Below are 17,709 nucleotides of genomic sequence, written 5' to 3'. Positions count from 1 at the left end.
TGGCGTGAAACGCTGGAGCCGTGGTCGGTTTTCTGGGCGGCGGGAATGATCACGACCGTGTCCGCGAGCCGGGCCAGCGGCGAGTCCGGGTTGGTAGTGAACGCGGCGATCCGCGCCCCGGCTTTCGATGCGGTCTCTGCTGACTTGACCACCCCGGAAGTCGTTCCCGACCCGGAAGCGACCAGCAGCAGGTCCCCGGAGCTGATCGCCGGAGTGGTGGTGTCACCGGCGATGTGGACCGTCAGGCCCAGGTGCATCAGCCGCATCGCCGCCATCCGCAGGACCAGGCCGCTGCGCCCGGCCCCTGCGGCGAAGACCCGGCCGGACTGGCCCAGCTGCGCGGCCAGGCCAGCCAGCTGCTGTTCATCGATCTTGGCCACCGTACCGGTGATCTCGTCCCCGACCAGGGACAGATTACGGACAATATCAACGTCCGTGCTGTACACGGCAGGCGCCGTGGATGTTGTTGCAACAGTCACGATAGGACCCCTCTCAAACTATCCGGGCACCGGGACCTATCACGCCCCGATGCATGCTTTCTGGTTGACACCAACTATCCCCAACCAACCAACCACCCGAAACGCTGTTTTCTGACAGTTTTAACTACCCAAAAGAACAGGGGCGGTAAGAGGGCGCAACAACGTTCCGGTCCGCGCTGTGCATGCAGCTGCTTGTCAGCACCACGTTCGCTTCGATCCCGGCAGCGTGGGCGGGAAGCTGAAAGATTTTGATAAAAGGGAAAAACTCTCAATGTGCTGGTATGACTGGTTACTATTGAGCGAAACGTAAACCCATTTCGGAGCGCAGACTTTTGGCCTCGCCAACCTCATTCCAGTCACAGATCTACCGGTCCTTGCCGGAAATTGAGAGGGCCGATGCGATTGTCGAAAGAATCTCCAAGGCAATCGGCTTAGGACTTCTCAAAGTCGGTGAGCGCTTGCCCTCCGAAGCGTCACTCTCAGAGATGTTCGGTGTGGGAGGTGCGACCCTTCGGGAAGCGCTGTCTGAACTCAGGGAACAGGGCGTTGTCGAGACGCGCCGGGGCCGGAGCGGCGGAACGTTCATCGTCAGCCAGCCCCCTACCCAGACCGACACCATTCGCGAGTGGTTTCTCTCGACATCGATTTCAGAAATACGTGACATCGGGGACGAACATTCCGCTATAGCCGCAGCGACCGTCCGTCTGGCCTGTGAGCGCGCGGAAGCTCATGACTTTGACCGCCTGCAGGAACTTGGCCGGGCGCTGGTTTTGGCAACAACGCCAGAAGTGCGCGCGCCTGCCGACAGCCGATTTCACATTGAATTGGCTGTATCCGCGCAGTCACCCAGGCTTGCCAATGCCGAAATCCGGCTGCAGCAAGAAACGGTCCAACAACTGTGGACACCCCTCGCCGCATCGCTTGATCCCGAAGCGGCAGCTGCTGAGCATCTGGAGCTGGTCCGTGCAATAGCCCAAGATCAACCTGAGAGGGCTCAGAGGCTGGTTCTTGCGCACATCAAGCGAAATATCTTCCATCTGATCGACACGAAACTTACCCTGAGTTACGCTGCGTCCACGGAGAGTGCAAAAGCCTCCTCGTCGTAGCATTTGACCCGTTACGCTCATCCCTAAAGACTTGGATCGGTCTTGGCAGTAGCCAGGTTCATCCGGGAAAGATTGGACTCGGCACTTGAGCCAATCAGATCGAATAACTTCATCTAGCCGCAACACCCGTGTGGGGACGTGGAATCAATTCAGGATGCACAATGATCACCGACAATGACGTCGTACCTGCTGCCGACACCCTCACTGCCTGGATTGGCAGCGTTTCAACCGAGATCGGAGAACTTTCCGTGAAGGTTGCCTCGCTGCTTGAAGAGAACCTCGCCGGCAGGTCCAAGGTCAGCAAAGCTGCACTGGTTGGACTGGATGACCTTGCACGCGAATTCCTGGGGAAAAACTCTTTTGCCGTCGGAGCAGGAACCTTTTTCGCTGGCGACTTTGCTGAGGAGGGCGGCCGGGCTTTGGAGTGGTGGTTCCGGAAGAACGACGGCTCCATGGAAAGACTGGATGCCGACCGGACCCCTGGCAGTAACCGGTACTACGACTACGAAAAGCTGCCGTTTTTCTCCATCGCCGCTTCCACGGGTGAGCAGACGGTCTGGGGGCCATATATAGATTATCTGGGCTTCGAGGAATACGTTCTGACGTTCACCTCACCGGTCTACACCCATGGGAAGTTTATTGGCGTCACCGGTTGCGACATCCGGATCAAGGACCTGGAGCCGCTCATCATGCCCACCTTGCGGGCGATCCCTGCCGATGCCGCCCTCATCAACTCCAGTAATCGCGTCATTCTCGGCAACTCGGGAATGTACCTGGTGGGCGAGCGGATCAAACCCGGAGCCCACAACGAGCACCGAGTGGCTCTGAACGTTCCCCACTTAGGACTTTCACTGGTTTACGCCACTTAGCCGTCCTTGAAACCAGGAAAGAGGCGGCCAGCATAGACAGCTAGTTGTTGTTTAACCTGTTGAACTGCATCTATTTGCCTGTAACCTGTAAGTGATGTGTATCACAGAGCGCCACGGGCGGCCCGTCGACGCCTTCACCTTCATCGCAGGGCTAGCGGTGCATTCCCGCGCTCATGGCATTCGTTTCGTTCACAGTCAACGGGAACCACTCCCGCCTGTCTTCCGCTGGGCCCCACACCCGGCAATCCCCGATACGTACAGCGTAGTACTGAATCCAGGAGGCTCTTATGAGTGAAAATCGTTTGGATGGAGCCGATCACCTGGCAAGGTCGATTGACTGGAAGCAGGGCCTGGCCATTGCGCTGGGTGTACCACTGCTGATTCTGCCCTCACTGGGTTACCTTCCTATGTACCTGTCGGCGGCGGCCATCCTGATCTGGGGGCTATCGGTCATTCAAGGGTTCTTCCAGAATGCCGCCTACGCTGAGATGGCCACGGCGTTTCCCAAGGCCTCTGGCCTTCCCGGTTTCGCGCAGCATGTATTCCGCAGCGAAAACTACCGGGGTAAATACGACAAGAGCAAGCTGCTTGGCGGCTTCAGCGCATGGAGCTACTGGTTCGCTTGGACGCCAGTACTGGCAATCTTTTCCATCCTGGTGGGCAGTTACCTTCATGGGCTTTTCCCTGCACTGGGCGAGCTATTTACCGAAAACCAGCTCGCCCTGATGACAGGCCTGGTGGTCTTTACCGGATTGTTCACAGTGAACTGGTTTGGCCTGAAGGACGGCGCCATTCTTGGGTACATTTTGGGGGCGTTCTCCGTCATCCCGCTGATCGTCCTGACTGTTGCCCCCTTTGCTACCGGGCATGTTGACCTGGTCAACATCACGGGCAGCTGGCTTCCGCAAGACTGGGCTTGGGATATGCACCACATCCTGATCCTCCTGGGCATCTTTGCCATCGCGCAATGGAGCGCCTGCGCCTGGGAGACTGCAGCGATCTACGGTCCTGAATACAAAAATCCAGCGAAGGATGTCTCAAGAGCACTTTTCGCCTGCGGCACCATATGCTTTTTCTCGTTCGTACTGGTGCAGGCCGCAGTAATCGGTGTGCTCGGCGTCGAAGGTGTCCTCGACCAGCCTGTTTCGCCTCTGATTCCGGTGGCACAGGTTGTCTTCGGCCAGGCTGGCTCCATGGTCACCATTATCATGTTGATTGCGGCGATGGTGCTCATCATACAAACCGCTTACCTCGGCTCTTCCCGTGCCATGCATTCCATGGCAATGGAAGGCAACCTCCCCAAATCCCTGGGCAGAACCAACCGGCACGGGACGCCATTTGTCGCCATGCTGATTATCGCTGCCTTCAACTTGGTCCTTATCCTGATGGGCAGCCCGGCAGCGATCGTTGCCGCATCCGCCATCGGATACACCTGCGCAAATGGCATCAGCTTGTTCGCCTACGTACGGGCCAAAAAGCACCCCGCCTTTGCCGCCTTGGAACGGCCTTTCAAAGCTCCCAGAGGGTGGAAGAACGTAGCCGTGCTTTTCGGCCTGTTCAATCTGCCCCTGTGCCTGATTGGTGTGGTCTACCTTAACAGCCTTGAGATCGGATGGACGCCGACGTGGGTTGGCTTCATCGTGTTGGCATCGTACATACCGATCTGGCTGTACACGCAGCGGCGATCCAAGACGCCTATCAGCTCGTTACCCTATGCACCCGCCTCTGAACGCGGTGCGGAAGATCTGGACATGCTTCCATCCTGAAAAGCGGGTCACCCGACTGCGGCGCGCCTTGGAGCCCGCTGTTGGGCTAATACTGCCGTCGGTTGAAACGACGGCCCTCCGATGCAGGAGCTGATACCAGGGCCGACTCGCATCGCTGGATGGCATCGAAGAGGACGGAAGGCAGGCCGGTCAATCCGGCCTGCCTTCCTGTCTTTGATCCCCGTGGTGTGGCTGGCCTTGGCCGAGCGCCGGCCAACGCGCGAAAGAACGCAAATGAAACGTCTTATTAAACTTTTTTCAAAAAGAGTCTGGACTAGATGTATTAGCAGGCGTAGCTTTACTAGTGGGACGCACGCAGTGACTCGCATCACACAATCCAGAAGAGTTCAGCGTGGAGCCCGGTGTTCGAATCCTCAAGCAAATGGGGAACAGCCCCCGGGTTTGCGACGATCCCTTCCCCACGTCAACAAAGGGCATTCCAACTCTTTCGTAGCGCTGTCCCGTATGCGACAGAGAACAATTCCCAACGGTATTCATAGGAGAAACCATGGAAATCCAACTCACAGGAACACTTAGCAAGGCAGGCTCCATCCACAAGGTGGAAGGTGGCTACGTTGGCTTGCCGTCGATGAACGAACCCGGAACGGTAGCTGCGATCGGTGATTCGCTCCACAATCCCGAGGGTTCGGTCATGAGCGCAGGCTTTTTCGAGCTGAAGGCTTCGGAGCCTTTGGTGTACACGTACACGTATGACGAGATGAAGGTTGTTGTCCAGGGTGAGTTCATCCTGACCGATCAGTCCACCGGTGAGGTAACGCACGCCAAGGAGCGCGATGTGCTGTTCTTCCCAAAGGGCACCACCGTGAAGTTTGAGACCCCTGAATATGGTCTCGGGTTCTTCACCGGCCACCGTTCCTTCGCCCCGTAAGGACTGATCGTGCGTTCCGTGCCCATGCCGCCGGCAGCTGGTATCGGCCTGGAACCGGGTTTCCGCGGTGTCATCCGTGTCTCGTTTGGGGCATCAGATGACACCGCGGGATACGACACCGGTGGCCAGCCCCGGTACGACCTTCATTTTGAATCTGCAACAACCGAAACCCTTTCCGAGCTGCGCTCAGCACTTGCACACACACACGTCGGGGTGCGCCTGGTCGTCGCCGGTCCGCCCGCAGACACCCGTGCTGCTGCAGCCGCCGCAGCGGAGTGTGGACTGCTGGAAGCCGAGGTAACCCTCTTGGCTCACCAGGTGGGTCCCCGCGTTATTTACTGTCCGCATTGCCGCGCTACAACCGCCACCACCCGGCAAGCGGGCTCGGAGGTGCAGTGCGGGGGATGCACCACCAACTTGGCAATCACTGACCACTTCTCGCGCCGGCTCGGCGCGTACCTCGGGTATTCAGCCCATGCCGAGGAGGCAGCATGACTATCACGGCACTCCCGATCAGTACCCATCCGGCCGTGGAGGGAGGCCTCCAGCTGGAGGTGACGAAGGTCGTTCGCCAGACCAACTCGATTGTCAGCATCACTCTCGCGGACCCCTCCGGACGAATCCTTCCGTCCTATGTCCCCGGCAGCCACCTTGTGGTTCAGTACGGCGATGAGGGCGTAAACGCTTATTCCCTCACGGGTTCCGGCAACGCCCCAACCGAATACACGATCTCGGTACTCCGAGTGGAGGACGGAGCCGGCGGTTCTGTCGCCATGCACCGGCTCGAGGTGGGGGACCGGCTATTCGTTTCGCGGCCCCGAAGCGCTTTTGCACCCGTGTCCACAGCCACGCACAATCTCCTGATTGCTGCAGGAATTGGCATTACCCCTATTCTTTCGCACGCCCAGGCGGCGGCCGACCGCGGCACGACGTCATCCCTGATCTACGTCTACCGCCCTGGTGCCGGTGCCCATGTGGAGGAAGCGAGGGAACTACTGGGGGAGGCCCTGACCGAATGCGCCGACCGCAAGACATTCCAGCATGTCCTCAGCAACGCACTGACAACCCAGAGCCTGGGAACCCACCTTTACGTCTGCGGGCCCCTCGCTTTCATGGACTCAGTCCTGGACCAGGCTCGTGAGCTGGGCTGGTCGTCTGCCCGGCTGCATTCCGAGGCCTTTGGCTCGGCCGAACTGGACGCGGGAGAACCTTTCACGGTGAACCTGGCCCGCAGCGGCGTTCGCCTGGAAGTCCCGGCAGGCGTTTCGCTGCTCGAGACACTTGAAAACGCGGGCAGGCGCATTCCGAACATGTGCCGTAAAGGTATCTGCGGAGAATGCGTTCTGCCGGTTCTCAAAGGAGCTCCCCAGCACCGGGACCTTTACCTGTCCGACGAGGAAAAGGCTGCGAACACCACAATGATGTGCTGCGTTTCGCGTAGCAACGATCCAGAATTGGAGTTGGACCTGTGAGTATCACTACCGAGCGGAATCCTGACACCGCTGTACTGCCGGAAAGGATCCGGCGCTTTCCATTTCCTTTTGCCGCCAACCAGTACCGCTACAGCGCCAACGTGGAACCAGCGCACAAGAACGTCACAACAGAAGCAGGGTCCTGGGGCACCGGGCTTATAGATATCGATGAGAACTACCACGAGGAAATCGCTCAACGCGAGCAGATCCTCACCCGTGACCCCTCACGCATGAAGGTGCTGCCTCACATGCGCTCAGCCGCGTGGGACACCCTGGCCACCCTGCTGCCCGCCATGGCTGCGGATTACCCGGATCTCATGTCCTTCCACCGCGAAGGCAACCACTGCCGCTGGCACAACGGCCTCCAAAACCTCGACGTGGAATTCACGGTCGGCGAAGACGACTCCTTGCCCGGAGGGCCGCTGAGGTTCCTGGGCACCCAGATCCAGGACGACATCGTGTTGCTTGACGTCCGCGACAACACCATGTGGCTCGACGCCGGCCTGGTCACGTTTGCCGCTGACTGGTCCTTCAACTTTGACGTCGGCATGAACTTCCTCGAAATCCACGGCCCTGTCCCGCGCGTCAAGGAAGAAAATATCGTCAGCCGCGCCGAGAAATTCCTTCTGGCCCTGCAACCTGGTGAACAGTTCCGCCGCACGAACTGGACCATGACCGTCGGACAACGTCTGGACACCTCCACCGAAACGTACCCGGAGTGGGGTCCTGACCGCGCAACCATCGCCACTGATCCTGCCATGCCCGATAAACTCCACCTCCGCGTGGAAGTTCAGCACCTGATAAGACTCCCCCACAGCGGAGTGCTGCTGTTCCTGATCCGCAGCTACCTCCTGCCCCTGTCTGACATCGCCAAAGTACCTGCCTGGCGGGAAAAGCTCGGCCATGTCCTGGCCGAACTTCCAGACGACATGGCCGAGTACAAAGGCATTATCCGCTACCGCAAGGCTGCCTCGGAGTGGCTGCTGGCCGGCTAAATTGCGCTGCTGAGTGCCGTGAACAACGGCATCAAATAGATAGACGCAGAACGCAACAAAATAAAAATAAAAAAGGCTGGACTAGATGTTTTAGTTCGCGTAGCCTAACTGCAAGGGGAAAAGGTGATCCGCATCACCCTCAGCAGAGTTCAGTGAAGAGCTTTGCTGCCCTTCCAAAATCGAAGGGATGCGGCTGCAACACCTGGGAGGTTACAGGTCCTCTGCAGCCACACACCGCTTCCCCCTCAGGTCTCCAACACATGGGCGGTCGCTAAAAAACTGCCACATTCCGGCCATGTCACCGAGCACTCTGGCTCCCAGCCTCAGACATCCTCGTCCTGAACCAAGAATCAAGGAGAAAACCATGACTCTCAACACTGAAACTGACGCCGTCGTCAAGGTTTCGCATCCGCTCGATCCGTTGTCCCGTGAGGAGATCTCCCGGGCATCTGCCATCCTGAAGGATGGTCCGGCCGCGGCTGAGTCGTTCCGCTTCATCAGCGTTGAGCTGCGCGAGCCGGACAAGGAATTGCTTCGGACCGGCGCGGCGACGGTCCGTGAAGCAGACGCTGTCCTGGTCAACCGCGCCGAGGGCCGCGCCTACGAAGCGATCGTGGATCTTGATTCGGGCATCGTCTCGAAGTGGACACAGCTGGCCGCCAACGTTCACCCGCCCTTCATGCTCGACGAGTTCGCCGAGGGTGAAGAGGCGTGCCGGAAGAACCCCGAGGTCCAGGCTGCCCTTGCCAAGCGCGGCATCACCAACATGGACCTGGTCTGCTTCGAACCGTGGTCCGTCGGCTACTTCGGTGAAGACAACGAAGGCCGCCGCCTGATGCGTGCCCTGGTCTTCGTCCGCGAAGAGGCTGATGACAGCCCCTACGCACACCCGATCGAGAACTTCATCGTCATCGTGGACCTGAACTCCGGCGAGGTTGTACAGCTCCAGGACGATCAGGCCATCCCGGTCCCGAGCGCCAGCGGCAACTACCTGCCCAAGTACGTCGGACCGGCCCGCACCGACCTCAAGCCGATCTCCATCACCCAGCCCGAAGGCGCGTCCTTCACGGTGACCGGAAACCACGTCCAGTGGGCCGACTGGTCCTTCCGGGTGGGGTTCACGCCCCGTGAAGGCTTGGTCCTGCACCAGCTGAAGTTCCGGAACAAGGGCGTCGAGCGTCCCGTCATCAACCGCGCCTCGCTGTCCGAAATGGTTGTCCCGTACGGTGACAGCGCCCCCGTCCAGGCCAAGAAGAACGCTTTCGACTCCGGTGAATACAACATCGGCAATATGGCGAACTCCCTCACCCTGGGCTGTGACTGCACCGGCGAGATCAAGTACTTCGATGGCATCACCACCGACAGCCTCGGCAACCCGCTGACGATCGAAAACGCGATCTGCATGCATGAGGAAGACGACAGCATCCTGTGGAAGCACTTCGATTTCCGTGAAGGCACCACCGAAACTCGGCGCAGCCGCAAGCTCGTAATCTCCTTCATCGCCACTGTTGCCAACTACGAGTACGCCTTCTACTGGCACCTCTTCCTCGATGGCAGCATCGAGTTCCTGGTCAAGGCCACCGGCATCCTCTCCACCGCCGGCCAGAAGCCGGGTGAAAAGAGCCCGTACGGGCAGACGCTGAACAACGACGGGCTCTACGCCCCGATCCACCAGCACATGTTCAACGTCCGCATGGACTTCGAAGTGGACGGCCCGAAGAACGCCGTCTACGAAGTGGACATGGAAATCCCCGAGGACAACCCGACCCACACCCTGTTCAAGGCAGTGGACCGGCTCCTGGAAACCGAGCAGAAGGCCATCCGGAAGACCGACTCCTCCAAGCACCGCTTCTGGAAGATCGCCAACCACGACAGCAGGAACCTCGTGGACGAACCGGTGGCCTACCGCCTGATCCCCACCGACGGCATCCAGCTTGCCGCCGGTGACGAATCCTACGTGAGCAAGCGTGCGCAGTTTGCCCGCAACAACCTGTGGGTCACCGCCTACGACCGGACCGAACGCTTCGCCGCCGGCGAGTTCCCCAACCAGGCCACCGGCGCGGACGACGGCCTGCACATCTGGACCGAAAAGGACCGGAACATCGTCGATCAGGACCTCGTGGTCTGGTACACCTTCGGCATGCACCACGTCGTCCGGCTCGAAGACTGGCCCATCATGCCCCGCCAGAACATCGGGTTCATGCTCGAACCCCACGGCTTCTTCGACCAGAACCCCACCTTGAACCTCCCCAGCAAGATCGAGGCCACCAGCGGCCACTGCAGTGCAGGAGAGGGGCACGCATCCCACTCGTAACTGACGGTCAACACTAAAAGGCGGTCCCCGTGCTGTGACAGCAGCACCGGGGACCGCCTTTCCTCTACCCGAACCCAGTAGGGAAAGCGTGATAAGTGTGTTCACTATTCCGGCAATTACCTGGACCCTCACGGCAGTCCTGCTGCTGAGCGGATGTTACTACTCCCTGCAGGCGGCAAAGTCCCGCCAGCGTACCGACCGGATCAATAAGGCCCTCCATGCCCTGATGAACGTCCTGATGGCTGCAATGCTGTGGAATCTGGTGCCGTCAACCATGCTGGCGCAGATCGCAGTCCTGAGCGGTGCGGCATTGTGGTTTGTCATTCAGGCAGTCGCCCGGCCGGAATTCATGACGCTCTGCGCGAGCGGCCAAGGCCGCGTCAAATGTGTTTATCACAGCCTCTCCATGGCGGGTGCGGCCCTCATGATCGCGATGATGACTCCCGGGTCCTCGCCCGGAAATACATCCGCTTCGGCAGCCGTAACACCCGTGTCGCATGCCCATCACGGCATGGCAGCGGTAAACAACAGCGCAGCAGCAACGGCTGCAACCGATCCGACGCCCATGCTGGCGATGCTGCTCACAGTCTGCTTCGGAGCCGCAGCGGTCGTTTTCCTCGTCATGCTCGTGCGGGGCCGGGCGATCAGGAGCCCCCTCCACACGGCATCCTCCCGCTTCTTCAACCGTTCCGAGCACGCGCTCGAAGCGTTGGGCGCCATGGTCATGGCTCTGATGTTCGCGACCATGACGGCATAACTGCCACAAGCAACGCTATGCCCTCCCTGAGCGGTATAAGGCGTGAACTACCCACCCGAAGAGATAGTTTAAACAGTTCCAAATTGGGATTTCTCCCACCCATTAACGGCGGGACGATGGATGCTAAGCCCATCCCCAGGAGGCGCGAAGTGACTGCGGCAATCACGGAACCTGCCCAAGCAAAATACAGCGAAACCATCAACGGAAACGTCCTTCTTGTTCTACGCAGGATCACCGATACGGGTGTAGGCCTCAGCGAAGATCAGTTGGCAGCTGTATCTAAACTGCAGCAGTTGTGGCTGCGGCAGTCCAACCTCACCTAACCCTGGCAAGACTGTGGCGGCTCTTAAACCAAGACGAAGGGTTCAGAGGGCATTTTTACATCTCCGGTCAGGTTCCCATCGGGCGACAGACCGACCCCTTTGGAAAGGCAGCACGATGCGACAAACTTCAGATTCTTCCCTTGACACCTGGATGGGCCGGGAGGCCCTCGCCGAGGCCATGGTTCCGGTGATCGGCCGGCTGTACCGCGAAAGCGACGTGGTGACCAGCATCCATGGCCGGAGCCTGATCAATGAGTCGCCTGTGAACATCCTCAAAGCCCACCGCTTCGCCCGCCGTGTCACGAAGGAGGAGTTGCTCCTGGAGGAGACTGCCCCGTTGCTTAACTGCCTGGCAGAGCTGGAGCTTGGGGCGGCCGCGATCGACATCGCCCGGCTGAACCAGAAGTTCAAGGAAGAGGGCAACGGCGCAACGCTGGAAGAATTCCTCCGCACCGAACTTGCCGGGATCGTCGGCAAGCGCGACGGCGACGACCGCACCAGCACCGACGTCGTCCTATACGGCTTCGGCCGGATCGGCCGGCTCCTGGCCCGCCTCCTGATCGAACAGGCCGGCGGCGGGCACGGCCTGCGGCTGCGCGCCATCGTGGTCCGACGAGGGTCCGACAACGACCTGTTGAAACGGGCCAGCCTGTTGCGCCGCGACTCGGTCCACGGCTCCTTCCAGGGCACCATCCGCGTCGACGAGGAAGCCGACACCATCACCGCCAACGGAGTCCGGATCCAAGTGATCTACTCGAATGATCCGGCCACCATTGATTACACCGCCTATGGCATCAGGGACGCGCTGCTGGTCGATAACACCGGGCGTTGGCGTGACGCCGAAGGCCTGTCGCAGCACTTGAAGAGCAAAGGTGTTGCACGGGTCCTGCTGACCGCTCCGGGCAAGGGCGAGCTAAAGAACGTCGTCCACGGCATCAACCACGGCACCATTGAAGACACCGACCAGATCGTGTCCGCGGCGTCCTGCACCACCAACGCCATCACCCCGGTCCTGAAGGCCCTCAATGACAGGTTCGGCGTTGTCCAGGGACATGTGGAGACGGTCCACTCATTCACTAACGACCAGAACCTGATCGACAACTTCCACAAGGGCGACCGCCGGGGCCGGTCCGCTGCCTTGAACATGGTGATCACCGAGACCGGTGCTGCCAAGGCCGTGGCCAAGGCGCTGCCCGAGCTGCTCGGCAAGCTCACCGGCAGCTCCATCCGCGTCCCCACCCCGGATGTTTCGCTGGCCATCCTGAACCTGACCCTGGAAAACGGAACCACCAAGGACGAGGTCAACAATTACCTGCGTGGCATGTCGCTGCACTCGGACCTGCGCATGCAAATTGACTACATCGACTCACCCGAGGTGGTCTCCACCGATTTCGTTGGTTCCCGTCGTGCCGGCACCGTGGACGGCCTCGCGACGGTGTCCACGGACAAGAACCTGGTTGTGTACGTCTGGTATGACAACGAATTCGGCTACAGCTGCCAGGTTGTCCGCGTGATGGAGGAGATGGCCGGAATCAAGCGGCCTTCCTTCCCGGCGACGGACGTCGTGAAAGAAGCCATGTCGGTGCTCGCCGCGCTGGGCTCGGCCTAACAACCCTGATGGGAAAGCTCGTTCAGGTCAAGCGCGAGCGGGTTCCGGAGCGCGTAGTGCACGCCAAGGGCGGCGGCGCATTCGGCACGTTCAAGACCACCGAGGACATCTCGGCCTACACCAAGGCAGCCTTCCTGCAGCCCGGCGTCGAGACCGAGATGCTCATCCGCTTCTCCTCCGTCGCAGGCGAGAACGGCTCCCCGGACATCTGGCGCGATCCCCGCGGTTTCGCCGTGAAGTTTTACACCTCCGAGGGCAACTACGACCTCGTGGGCAACAACACCCCGGTGTTTTTCATCCGTGACGGCATCAAGTTCCCGGACTTCATCCACTCCCAGAAGCGGCTCCCGGGCACGCACCTGCGCGACGCCGACATGCAGTGGGACTTCTGGACCCTGTCCCCCGAGTCCGCCCACCAGGTCACCTGGCTGATGGGGGACCGCGGGCTGCCCGCCTCCTGGCGTGAAATGCAGGGCTACGGCTCACACACCTACCAGTGGATCAACGCGGCAGGCGATCGCTTCTGGGTCAAGTACCACTTCAAGTCCAACCAAGGCGTGAACTCCATGACCGGCGAGCAGGCCGAGGCCCTGGCCGGCTCGGACGCGGACTTCTACATCCGCGACCTGTCCGAAAACATCGAGGCCGGCAACTTCCCGTCCTGGGACCTGCACGTCCAGGTCATGCCCTACGAGGATGCCAAGACCTACCGCTTCAACCCGTTCGACCTCACCAAGGTGTGGCCGCACGCTGACTACCCGCTGATCAAGGTGGGCACCATGGAGCTGAACCGGAACCCGGAGAACTATTTCGCGCAGATCGAGCAGGCCACGTTCGCGCCGTCGAACTTCGTGCCCGGCATCGCCGCGTCCCCGGACAAGATGCTGCAGGCCCGCATCTTCTCCTACGCGTACGCTGAGCCGCCGAACCCGGCCGCAGGCTGGGAGAACGACGGCGGGCTGACCCATGCGGCGCACTGCCTGCACGCCGAGGACAGCGACTTCGTCCAGGCCGGCGCGCTGTACCGCGAGGTTTACGACGACGGCGCCAAGGCCCGCTTCCTGGACACCGTCACCGGTGCCGTGGGCGGCGTCAAGCGCTCCGACATCAAGGAACGGGCCATCCAGTACTGGACCAACGTTGATACCGAACTCGGCGCCAGACTTCGCGCCAACCTCGGAATTCACAACCAAGGCGCTATCGATTCGGCTGCCCTTTAGAGAATCGGGCGAGCCTCTCATCGACGTTCTGGGCACGGTAACCCGGGCGGGGCTGTGATTATGTCCCTGCACTCCTACGCTTTGGTAACGAGGCTTTCCTGCGGCAGCATTGCTCTCACCAGCGGCTCGACGTAGCGCGCCGCCAGGGGTCCCACCACGGCCATGATCAGCACGTAGGCAGTGGCCATGCCTGCCAGTTCCTGGGCGACTGATCCGGATGCTACTGCCAAGCCAGCTATGACGATGGAGAACTCCCCGCGGGCGATGAGCGCCGCGCCGGCGCGGAAACGCCCAGGTAGGGCAATGCCTGCACGCTTCGCAGCCCAAATGCCGGTGGCCATTTTGCTGGCTGTGGTGACGAGGGCCAGCACGAGCGCCAAGGCAAGCACCGGCGGAATGGACCGGGGATCAGTGTTCAGCCCGAATGCCACGAAGAAGATGGCGGCGAACAGGTCCCGCAGCGGCATCAGGATGCGCTTGGCGTTGTGCGCTGCCGCACCGGAGATTGCGATACCCAGTAAGAAGGCCCCTACCGCCGCGGACACCTGCATGGCTGATGCCGCTCCGGCAACGAGCAGGGCTGCGCCGAGCACGTGCAGGAGAAACACTTCAGGGTTTTCGCTATGGACAGCTTTCGAGACATGGTGTCCGTGACGGAGGGCAACGATGAGGACAAGGCTCACCACAACCAGCGCTATACCAACGGTTGTGAGCCCGCCGAGGAAACTTACGCCGGCAAGAATGGTGGTGAGGACGGGCAGATATACAGCCATCGCCAGGTCTTCAAACACCAGGACTGAGATCACCACACGCGTTTCGGGGTTGCCGAGCCTGCCAAGGTCAGTGATGACTTTCGCTGCAATGCCCGATGAGGAGATGTAGGTGATGCCGCCCATGACGATGGCAGCGACGGGTCCCCAGCCCAGGAAAAGGGCAAGCGCTGCCCCCGGCAGGAAGTTCAGCACGAGGTCAAGGACACCGGCCTGCCAAGACCCCTTGAGCCCGGTGAGCAACTCGGCCGCAGTGTATTCAAGCCCGAGCATAAGCAGCAGCAGAATGACACCGATCTCTGCGGAGAGGTGCGCGAATTCGTGCATGCCATCGAGCTCGACAATGCCTCCCGTTCCGAAGGCCAGCCCGCCCAGGAGGTACAGCGGTATGGGTGACATTCCAATCCGTCCCGCCAACCGGGCCAACAGGCCGAGGCAGAACACAACGGCTCCCAGTTCAATGAGGGCCAGGGCTAGCGGGTCCATGTCCTCTATTCCTGTCGCAGAAGTTCGGCTCAATATCTAGGCCGTTATGGATACTGACAGCTGCCAGAAAAGGGTGGGTTAGATGGCTTCGGTCCCCGGCGCGTTGACGTCAGCGCCGGGGACCGAATTTCAGGTCCAGCTCAAGAGGGGTTCGATACGGATCCCGGGGGTTGAATCACCTAATAGGATCCAGAACCCTTTCGGAGTCGTCATCATCTGAAGCTGAAACACTGACTGCTTCCTCGTTGGAGCGGCGCGATTCGCGCTGGGTGTACAACCAGATGGGTACAAAGAGCGCCAATACGAGGAATCCGACCCAGGTTGAGGTCCAGCCAATTTCCAGGCTGTTCAGGTAGACCACACCGATCAGGCACAAAGGGACGTTGAACAGGCCAAAGAGCATGGCGACGTTTTTCCAGCCCTTGGGGGCTTTGAAGGGACGTTCGATGTTTGCAAATGCCGGGTGCTTCTTGGCCCGGACGTACGCGAACAGGCTGATGCCGTTTGCGCAGGTGTAACCGATTGCCGAGGCTGCAAGAATCGCGGCGGCGTTCCCCATGGAAATGAGCACCAGGTTAAAGGCTCCGATGACCAGCATGGCAACAAACGGCGTGCCTTGACGGTTCGTTTTTCCGAAGACCTTGGGCAGGTTTCCTTCGACCGACATGGAGTGCATGGCCCGGGAAGAACCCAGGTAAGCCGTCTGGATGATCAGGACCATGGCGGCGATCAACATGATGATGGTGATGATGGAACCGGCTTCGCCAAACACTGCTTGGGCGACCGGAATCAGGGGTGATACCGACTCGGCCTGTACGCCCTCAACACCCAGCACGCCGATTACTGCAGTTTGCAGCAGTACATACAGGACGAGGCAGATGATGCCGCAGGCAAGCAGCGCTTTGGGAACATCTTTGGACGGGTTCTTGTATTCCGGGCCGTAAATGGCTGCGGTTTCCCAAGCACACGCACTCCACTGTGCGATCCCGAAGACGCCAAAAAGAATCAGGATATGGTGCATATCCCAAGCCCAGTCAGTCGGCCACCAACTGCCGGTGATGTTACCCAGCTCAACATGTCCGGTGGCAAAAGGTGCTACGGCCAGGACAACGAGGGGTATCAACGAAACAGCCGCCAGGACGTAACCCAGGATGGCGCCGTCCTTGAGGCCGAACCAGTTCACGACGAACAGCCCACCGAAAATCACCGCGCCTGCCAGCAATGCGAGCTGATACTCGGTAAAGGTCTCGCCCAAGGCGGGAAACAGCCCATGCAGGTAACCGCCCACCAGGATGGCGAAGATCGCCAGAATCGGGTTCCAGCCAAACCAGTAGCTCCAGGCGGTGAAGCCACCGATCAGCTTGCCCTTGTCGTATTTTCCCCGGTAGTTCTCGGTACGGAATATAGTCTGCGCAAAACCTGGCAGGCCGGAGGCCTTGGGGAAGGCGGTGGCCATTTCGGCGTAGGCGGCGTTCTGCATGAAGCCCTGAAGGACCGAGACTCCCCAGATAAGGATTGCTGCGGCGGAAACGTACATCGGGAGGTATCCCAACGATGGCAGAATCAGCAAGGGCACGCCCAGTGCAATGGCCATACCCTGCTTCCAGTTGATCGACCGTTTCAGGTGGTCGGCTTCATCCAAACGATTTTCACTCACGACATCTCCTTTGATGGACTGAACGTCTTGTGATCTTTAGCGCCTCGACTGCCGCGGCCGGCGGTGCGTATGAGGCGGGACCCCGCGAATGGCAACGTCCAAGCACCAAAGGGGGGTTCGGGAAGGCTTAGAGCGCACTACGTCGGTGTAGCTCCTGGAAAGGACCGTCACAACCTCGGCCTTCTCCCGCATAGACGGGGAGCCGAGCTGCTTCAGAACGCTTCTGGTGTGATCGGAGTCACTTGTTTGATCCCACAGCAAAACTACGCTCAAGAAATCATTTGGTCCAGACCTTTTTAAAAGTTTCTTATGTGAAGGCCTGGGTGGGTGGTCGCGGCCACGACACTGTCCAGACGACGCGACACGGCGGCACCATCCCCACTCTTATGGGTAGTTAAAACTGTCAGAAAACAGCGTTTCGGGTGGTTGGTTGGTTGGGGATAGTTGGTGTCAACCAGTAAGCATGCATCGGGGCGTGATAGGTCCCGGTGCCTGGATAGTTTGAGAGGGGTCCTATCGTGAGTGTTACAACAACGACCACGGCGCCTGCCGTGTACAGCACGGACGTTGATATTGTCCGTAATCTGTCCCTGGTCGGGGACGAGATCACCGGTACGGTGGCCAAGATCGATGAGCAGCAGCTGGCCGGCCTGGCCGCGCAGCTGGGCCAGTCGGGCCGGGTGTTCGCCGCGGGGGCAGGGCGCAGCGGGCTGGTCCTGCGGATGGCGGCGATGCGGCTGATGCACCTGGGCCTGACGGTCCATATTGCCGGTGACACCACCACTCCGGCGATCAGCTCCGGGGACCTGCTGCTGGTCGCTTCGGGGTCCGGAACGACCTCCGGGGTGGTCAAGTCAGCAGAGACCGCATCGAAAGCCGGGGCGCGGATCGCCGCGTTCACCACCAACCCGGACTCGCCGCTGGCCCGGCTCGCGGACACGGTCGTGATCATTCCCGCCGCCCAGAAAACCGACCACGGCTCCAGCGTTTCACGCCA

At 60.2% G+C, this 17,709-nt stretch carries 15 protein-coding genes and 1 pseudogene; 13 read left to right on the top strand and 3 right to left on the bottom strand.

The annotated features are described in order from the left end of the window. Nucleotides 1-479, bottom strand: a 479-nt coding sequence (gene hxlB / locus B5520_RS22080; RefSeq protein ID WP_176156961.1) for a 6-phospho-3-hexuloisomerase, incomplete at its 3' end; no start/stop codon positions are given. A gap of 374 nt (nucleotides 480-853) precedes the next feature. On the opposite strand from hxlB (B5520_RS22080), the gene B5520_RS22075 reads away from it, so the two are divergent. The 12 genes and pseudogenes from B5520_RS22075 to B5520_RS22025 form a co-directional block, all read left to right on the top strand. Continuing rightward, the gene (locus B5520_RS22075) at nucleotides 854-1,585 is read left to right on the top strand and encodes a FadR/GntR family transcriptional regulator (protein ID WP_254865676.1); all 732 of its coding nucleotides are present in this window, start codon (nucleotides 854-856) and stop codon (nucleotides 1,583-1,585) included. A 161-nt stretch (nucleotides 1,586-1,746) separates the two neighbouring features. Beyond that, a complete protein-coding gene (locus B5520_RS22070; protein ID WP_079599206.1) occupies nucleotides 1,747-2,454 on the top strand; it encodes a cache domain-containing protein in 708 nt (235 codons plus the stop codon). A gap of 287 nt (nucleotides 2,455-2,741) precedes the next feature. Further along, a complete protein-coding gene (locus B5520_RS22065) occupies nucleotides 2,742-4,220 on the top strand; it encodes an APC family permease (protein WP_079599205.1) in 1,479 nt (492 codons plus the stop codon). 508 nt (nucleotides 4,221-4,728) lie between these two features. Then, nucleotides 4,729-5,109 (top strand): cupin domain-containing protein, encoded by a 381-nt coding sequence (locus B5520_RS22060; protein ID WP_079599204.1) that lies wholly within the window; start codon nucleotides 4,729-4,731, stop codon nucleotides 5,107-5,109. A gap of 9 nt (nucleotides 5,110-5,118) precedes the next feature. Continuing rightward, nucleotides 5,119-5,604 (top strand): dimethylamine monooxygenase subunit DmmA family protein, encoded by a 486-nt coding sequence (locus tag B5520_RS22055; RefSeq protein WP_079599203.1) that lies wholly within the window; start codon nucleotides 5,119-5,121, stop codon nucleotides 5,602-5,604. After that, nucleotides 5,601-6,581 (top strand): PDR/VanB family oxidoreductase, encoded by a 981-nt coding sequence (locus tag B5520_RS23205; RefSeq protein ID WP_079599202.1) that lies wholly within the window; start codon nucleotides 5,601-5,603, stop codon nucleotides 6,579-6,581. Before B5520_RS22055 ends, B5520_RS23205 begins: the two co-directional genes overlap by 4 nt. Beyond that, nucleotides 6,578-7,576: a heme-dependent oxidative N-demethylase family protein gene (locus B5520_RS22045; protein WP_079599201.1), complete on the top strand. Its 999-nt coding sequence runs from the start codon at nucleotides 6,578-6,580 to the stop codon at nucleotides 7,574-7,576. The genes B5520_RS23205 and B5520_RS22045 overlap by 4 nt, the downstream gene beginning before the upstream one ends. Nucleotides 7,577-7,940: 364 nt before the next feature. Further along, nucleotides 7,941-9,890, top strand: a complete 1,950-nt coding sequence (locus tag B5520_RS22040) for a primary-amine oxidase (protein WP_079599200.1) — start codon at nucleotides 7,941-7,943, stop codon at nucleotides 9,888-9,890. Between the two features lie 97 nt (nucleotides 9,891-9,987). Continuing rightward, nucleotides 9,988-10,647, top strand: a complete 660-nt coding sequence (locus tag B5520_RS22035; RefSeq protein ID WP_079599199.1) for a DUF5134 domain-containing protein — start codon at nucleotides 9,988-9,990, stop codon at nucleotides 10,645-10,647. Nucleotides 10,648-10,796: 149 nt separating this feature from the next. Further along, complete coding sequence (locus B5520_RS22880) at nucleotides 10,797-10,970, top strand: hypothetical protein (protein WP_176156960.1); 174 nt, start codon at nucleotides 10,797-10,799, stop codon at nucleotides 10,968-10,970. A 115-nt stretch (nucleotides 10,971-11,085) separates the two neighbouring features. Further along, nucleotides 11,086-12,579 carry a glyceraldehyde-3-phosphate dehydrogenase gene (locus tag B5520_RS22030; RefSeq protein ID WP_079599198.1) on the top strand — a complete coding sequence of 498 codons (1,494 nt, stop codon included), beginning with the start codon at nucleotides 11,086-11,088 and terminating at the stop codon, nucleotides 12,577-12,579. A 5-nt stretch (nucleotides 12,580-12,584) separates the two neighbouring features. Next, nucleotides 12,585-13,799, top strand: a pseudogene (locus tag B5520_RS22025) (catalase); the annotation flags it as partial. Between the two features lie 74 nt (nucleotides 13,800-13,873). Here B5520_RS22025 and B5520_RS22020 read toward each other — a convergent pair. Next, the gene (locus tag B5520_RS22020) at nucleotides 13,874-15,055 is read right to left on the bottom strand and encodes a cation:proton antiporter (protein ID WP_079599197.1); all 1,182 of its coding nucleotides are present in this window, start codon (nucleotides 15,053-15,055) and stop codon (nucleotides 13,874-13,876) included. A 175-nt stretch (nucleotides 15,056-15,230) separates the two neighbouring features. Then, the gene (locus B5520_RS22015) at nucleotides 15,231-16,697 is read right to left on the bottom strand and encodes an APC family permease (RefSeq protein WP_254865675.1); all 1,467 of its coding nucleotides are present in this window, start codon (nucleotides 16,695-16,697) and stop codon (nucleotides 15,231-15,233) included. A 533-nt stretch (nucleotides 16,698-17,230) separates the two neighbouring features. Here B5520_RS22015 and hxlB (B5520_RS22010) point away from each other — a divergent pair. Next, nucleotides 17,231-17,709, top strand: a 479-nt coding sequence (gene hxlB, locus B5520_RS22010) for a 6-phospho-3-hexuloisomerase (protein WP_176156959.1), incomplete at its 3' end; no start/stop codon positions are given.

The organism is Arthrobacter sp. P2b (genome assembly GCF_900168295.1).
GTDB lineage: Bacteria > Actinomycetota > Actinomycetes > Actinomycetales > Micrococcaceae > Arthrobacter.
This window is presented reverse-complemented; position numbering and strand designations above follow the sequence as displayed.

Coding starts and splice junctions, on each gene's coding strand:
- B5520_RS22030 (WP_079599198.1), top strand. CDS start 11,086: ATGCGACAAACTTCAGATTCTTCCCTTGACACCTGGATGGGCCGGGAG.
- B5520_RS22065 (WP_079599205.1), top strand. CDS start 2,742: ATGAGTGAAAATCGTTTGGATGGAGCCGATCACCTGGCAAGGTCGATT.
- B5520_RS22060 (WP_079599204.1), top strand. CDS start 4,729: ATGGAAATCCAACTCACAGGAACACTTAGCAAGGCAGGCTCCATCCAC.
- B5520_RS23205 (WP_079599202.1), top strand. CDS start 5,601: ATGACTATCACGGCACTCCCGATCAGTACCCATCCGGCCGTGGAGGGA.
- B5520_RS22020 (WP_079599197.1), bottom strand. CDS start 15,055: ATGGACCCGCTAGCCCTGGCCCTCATTGAACTGGGAGCCGTTGTGTTC.
- B5520_RS22040 (WP_079599200.1), top strand. CDS start 7,941: ATGACTCTCAACACTGAAACTGACGCCGTCGTCAAGGTTTCGCATCCG.
- B5520_RS22070 (WP_079599206.1), top strand. CDS start 1,747: ATGATCACCGACAATGACGTCGTACCTGCTGCCGACACCCTCACTGCC.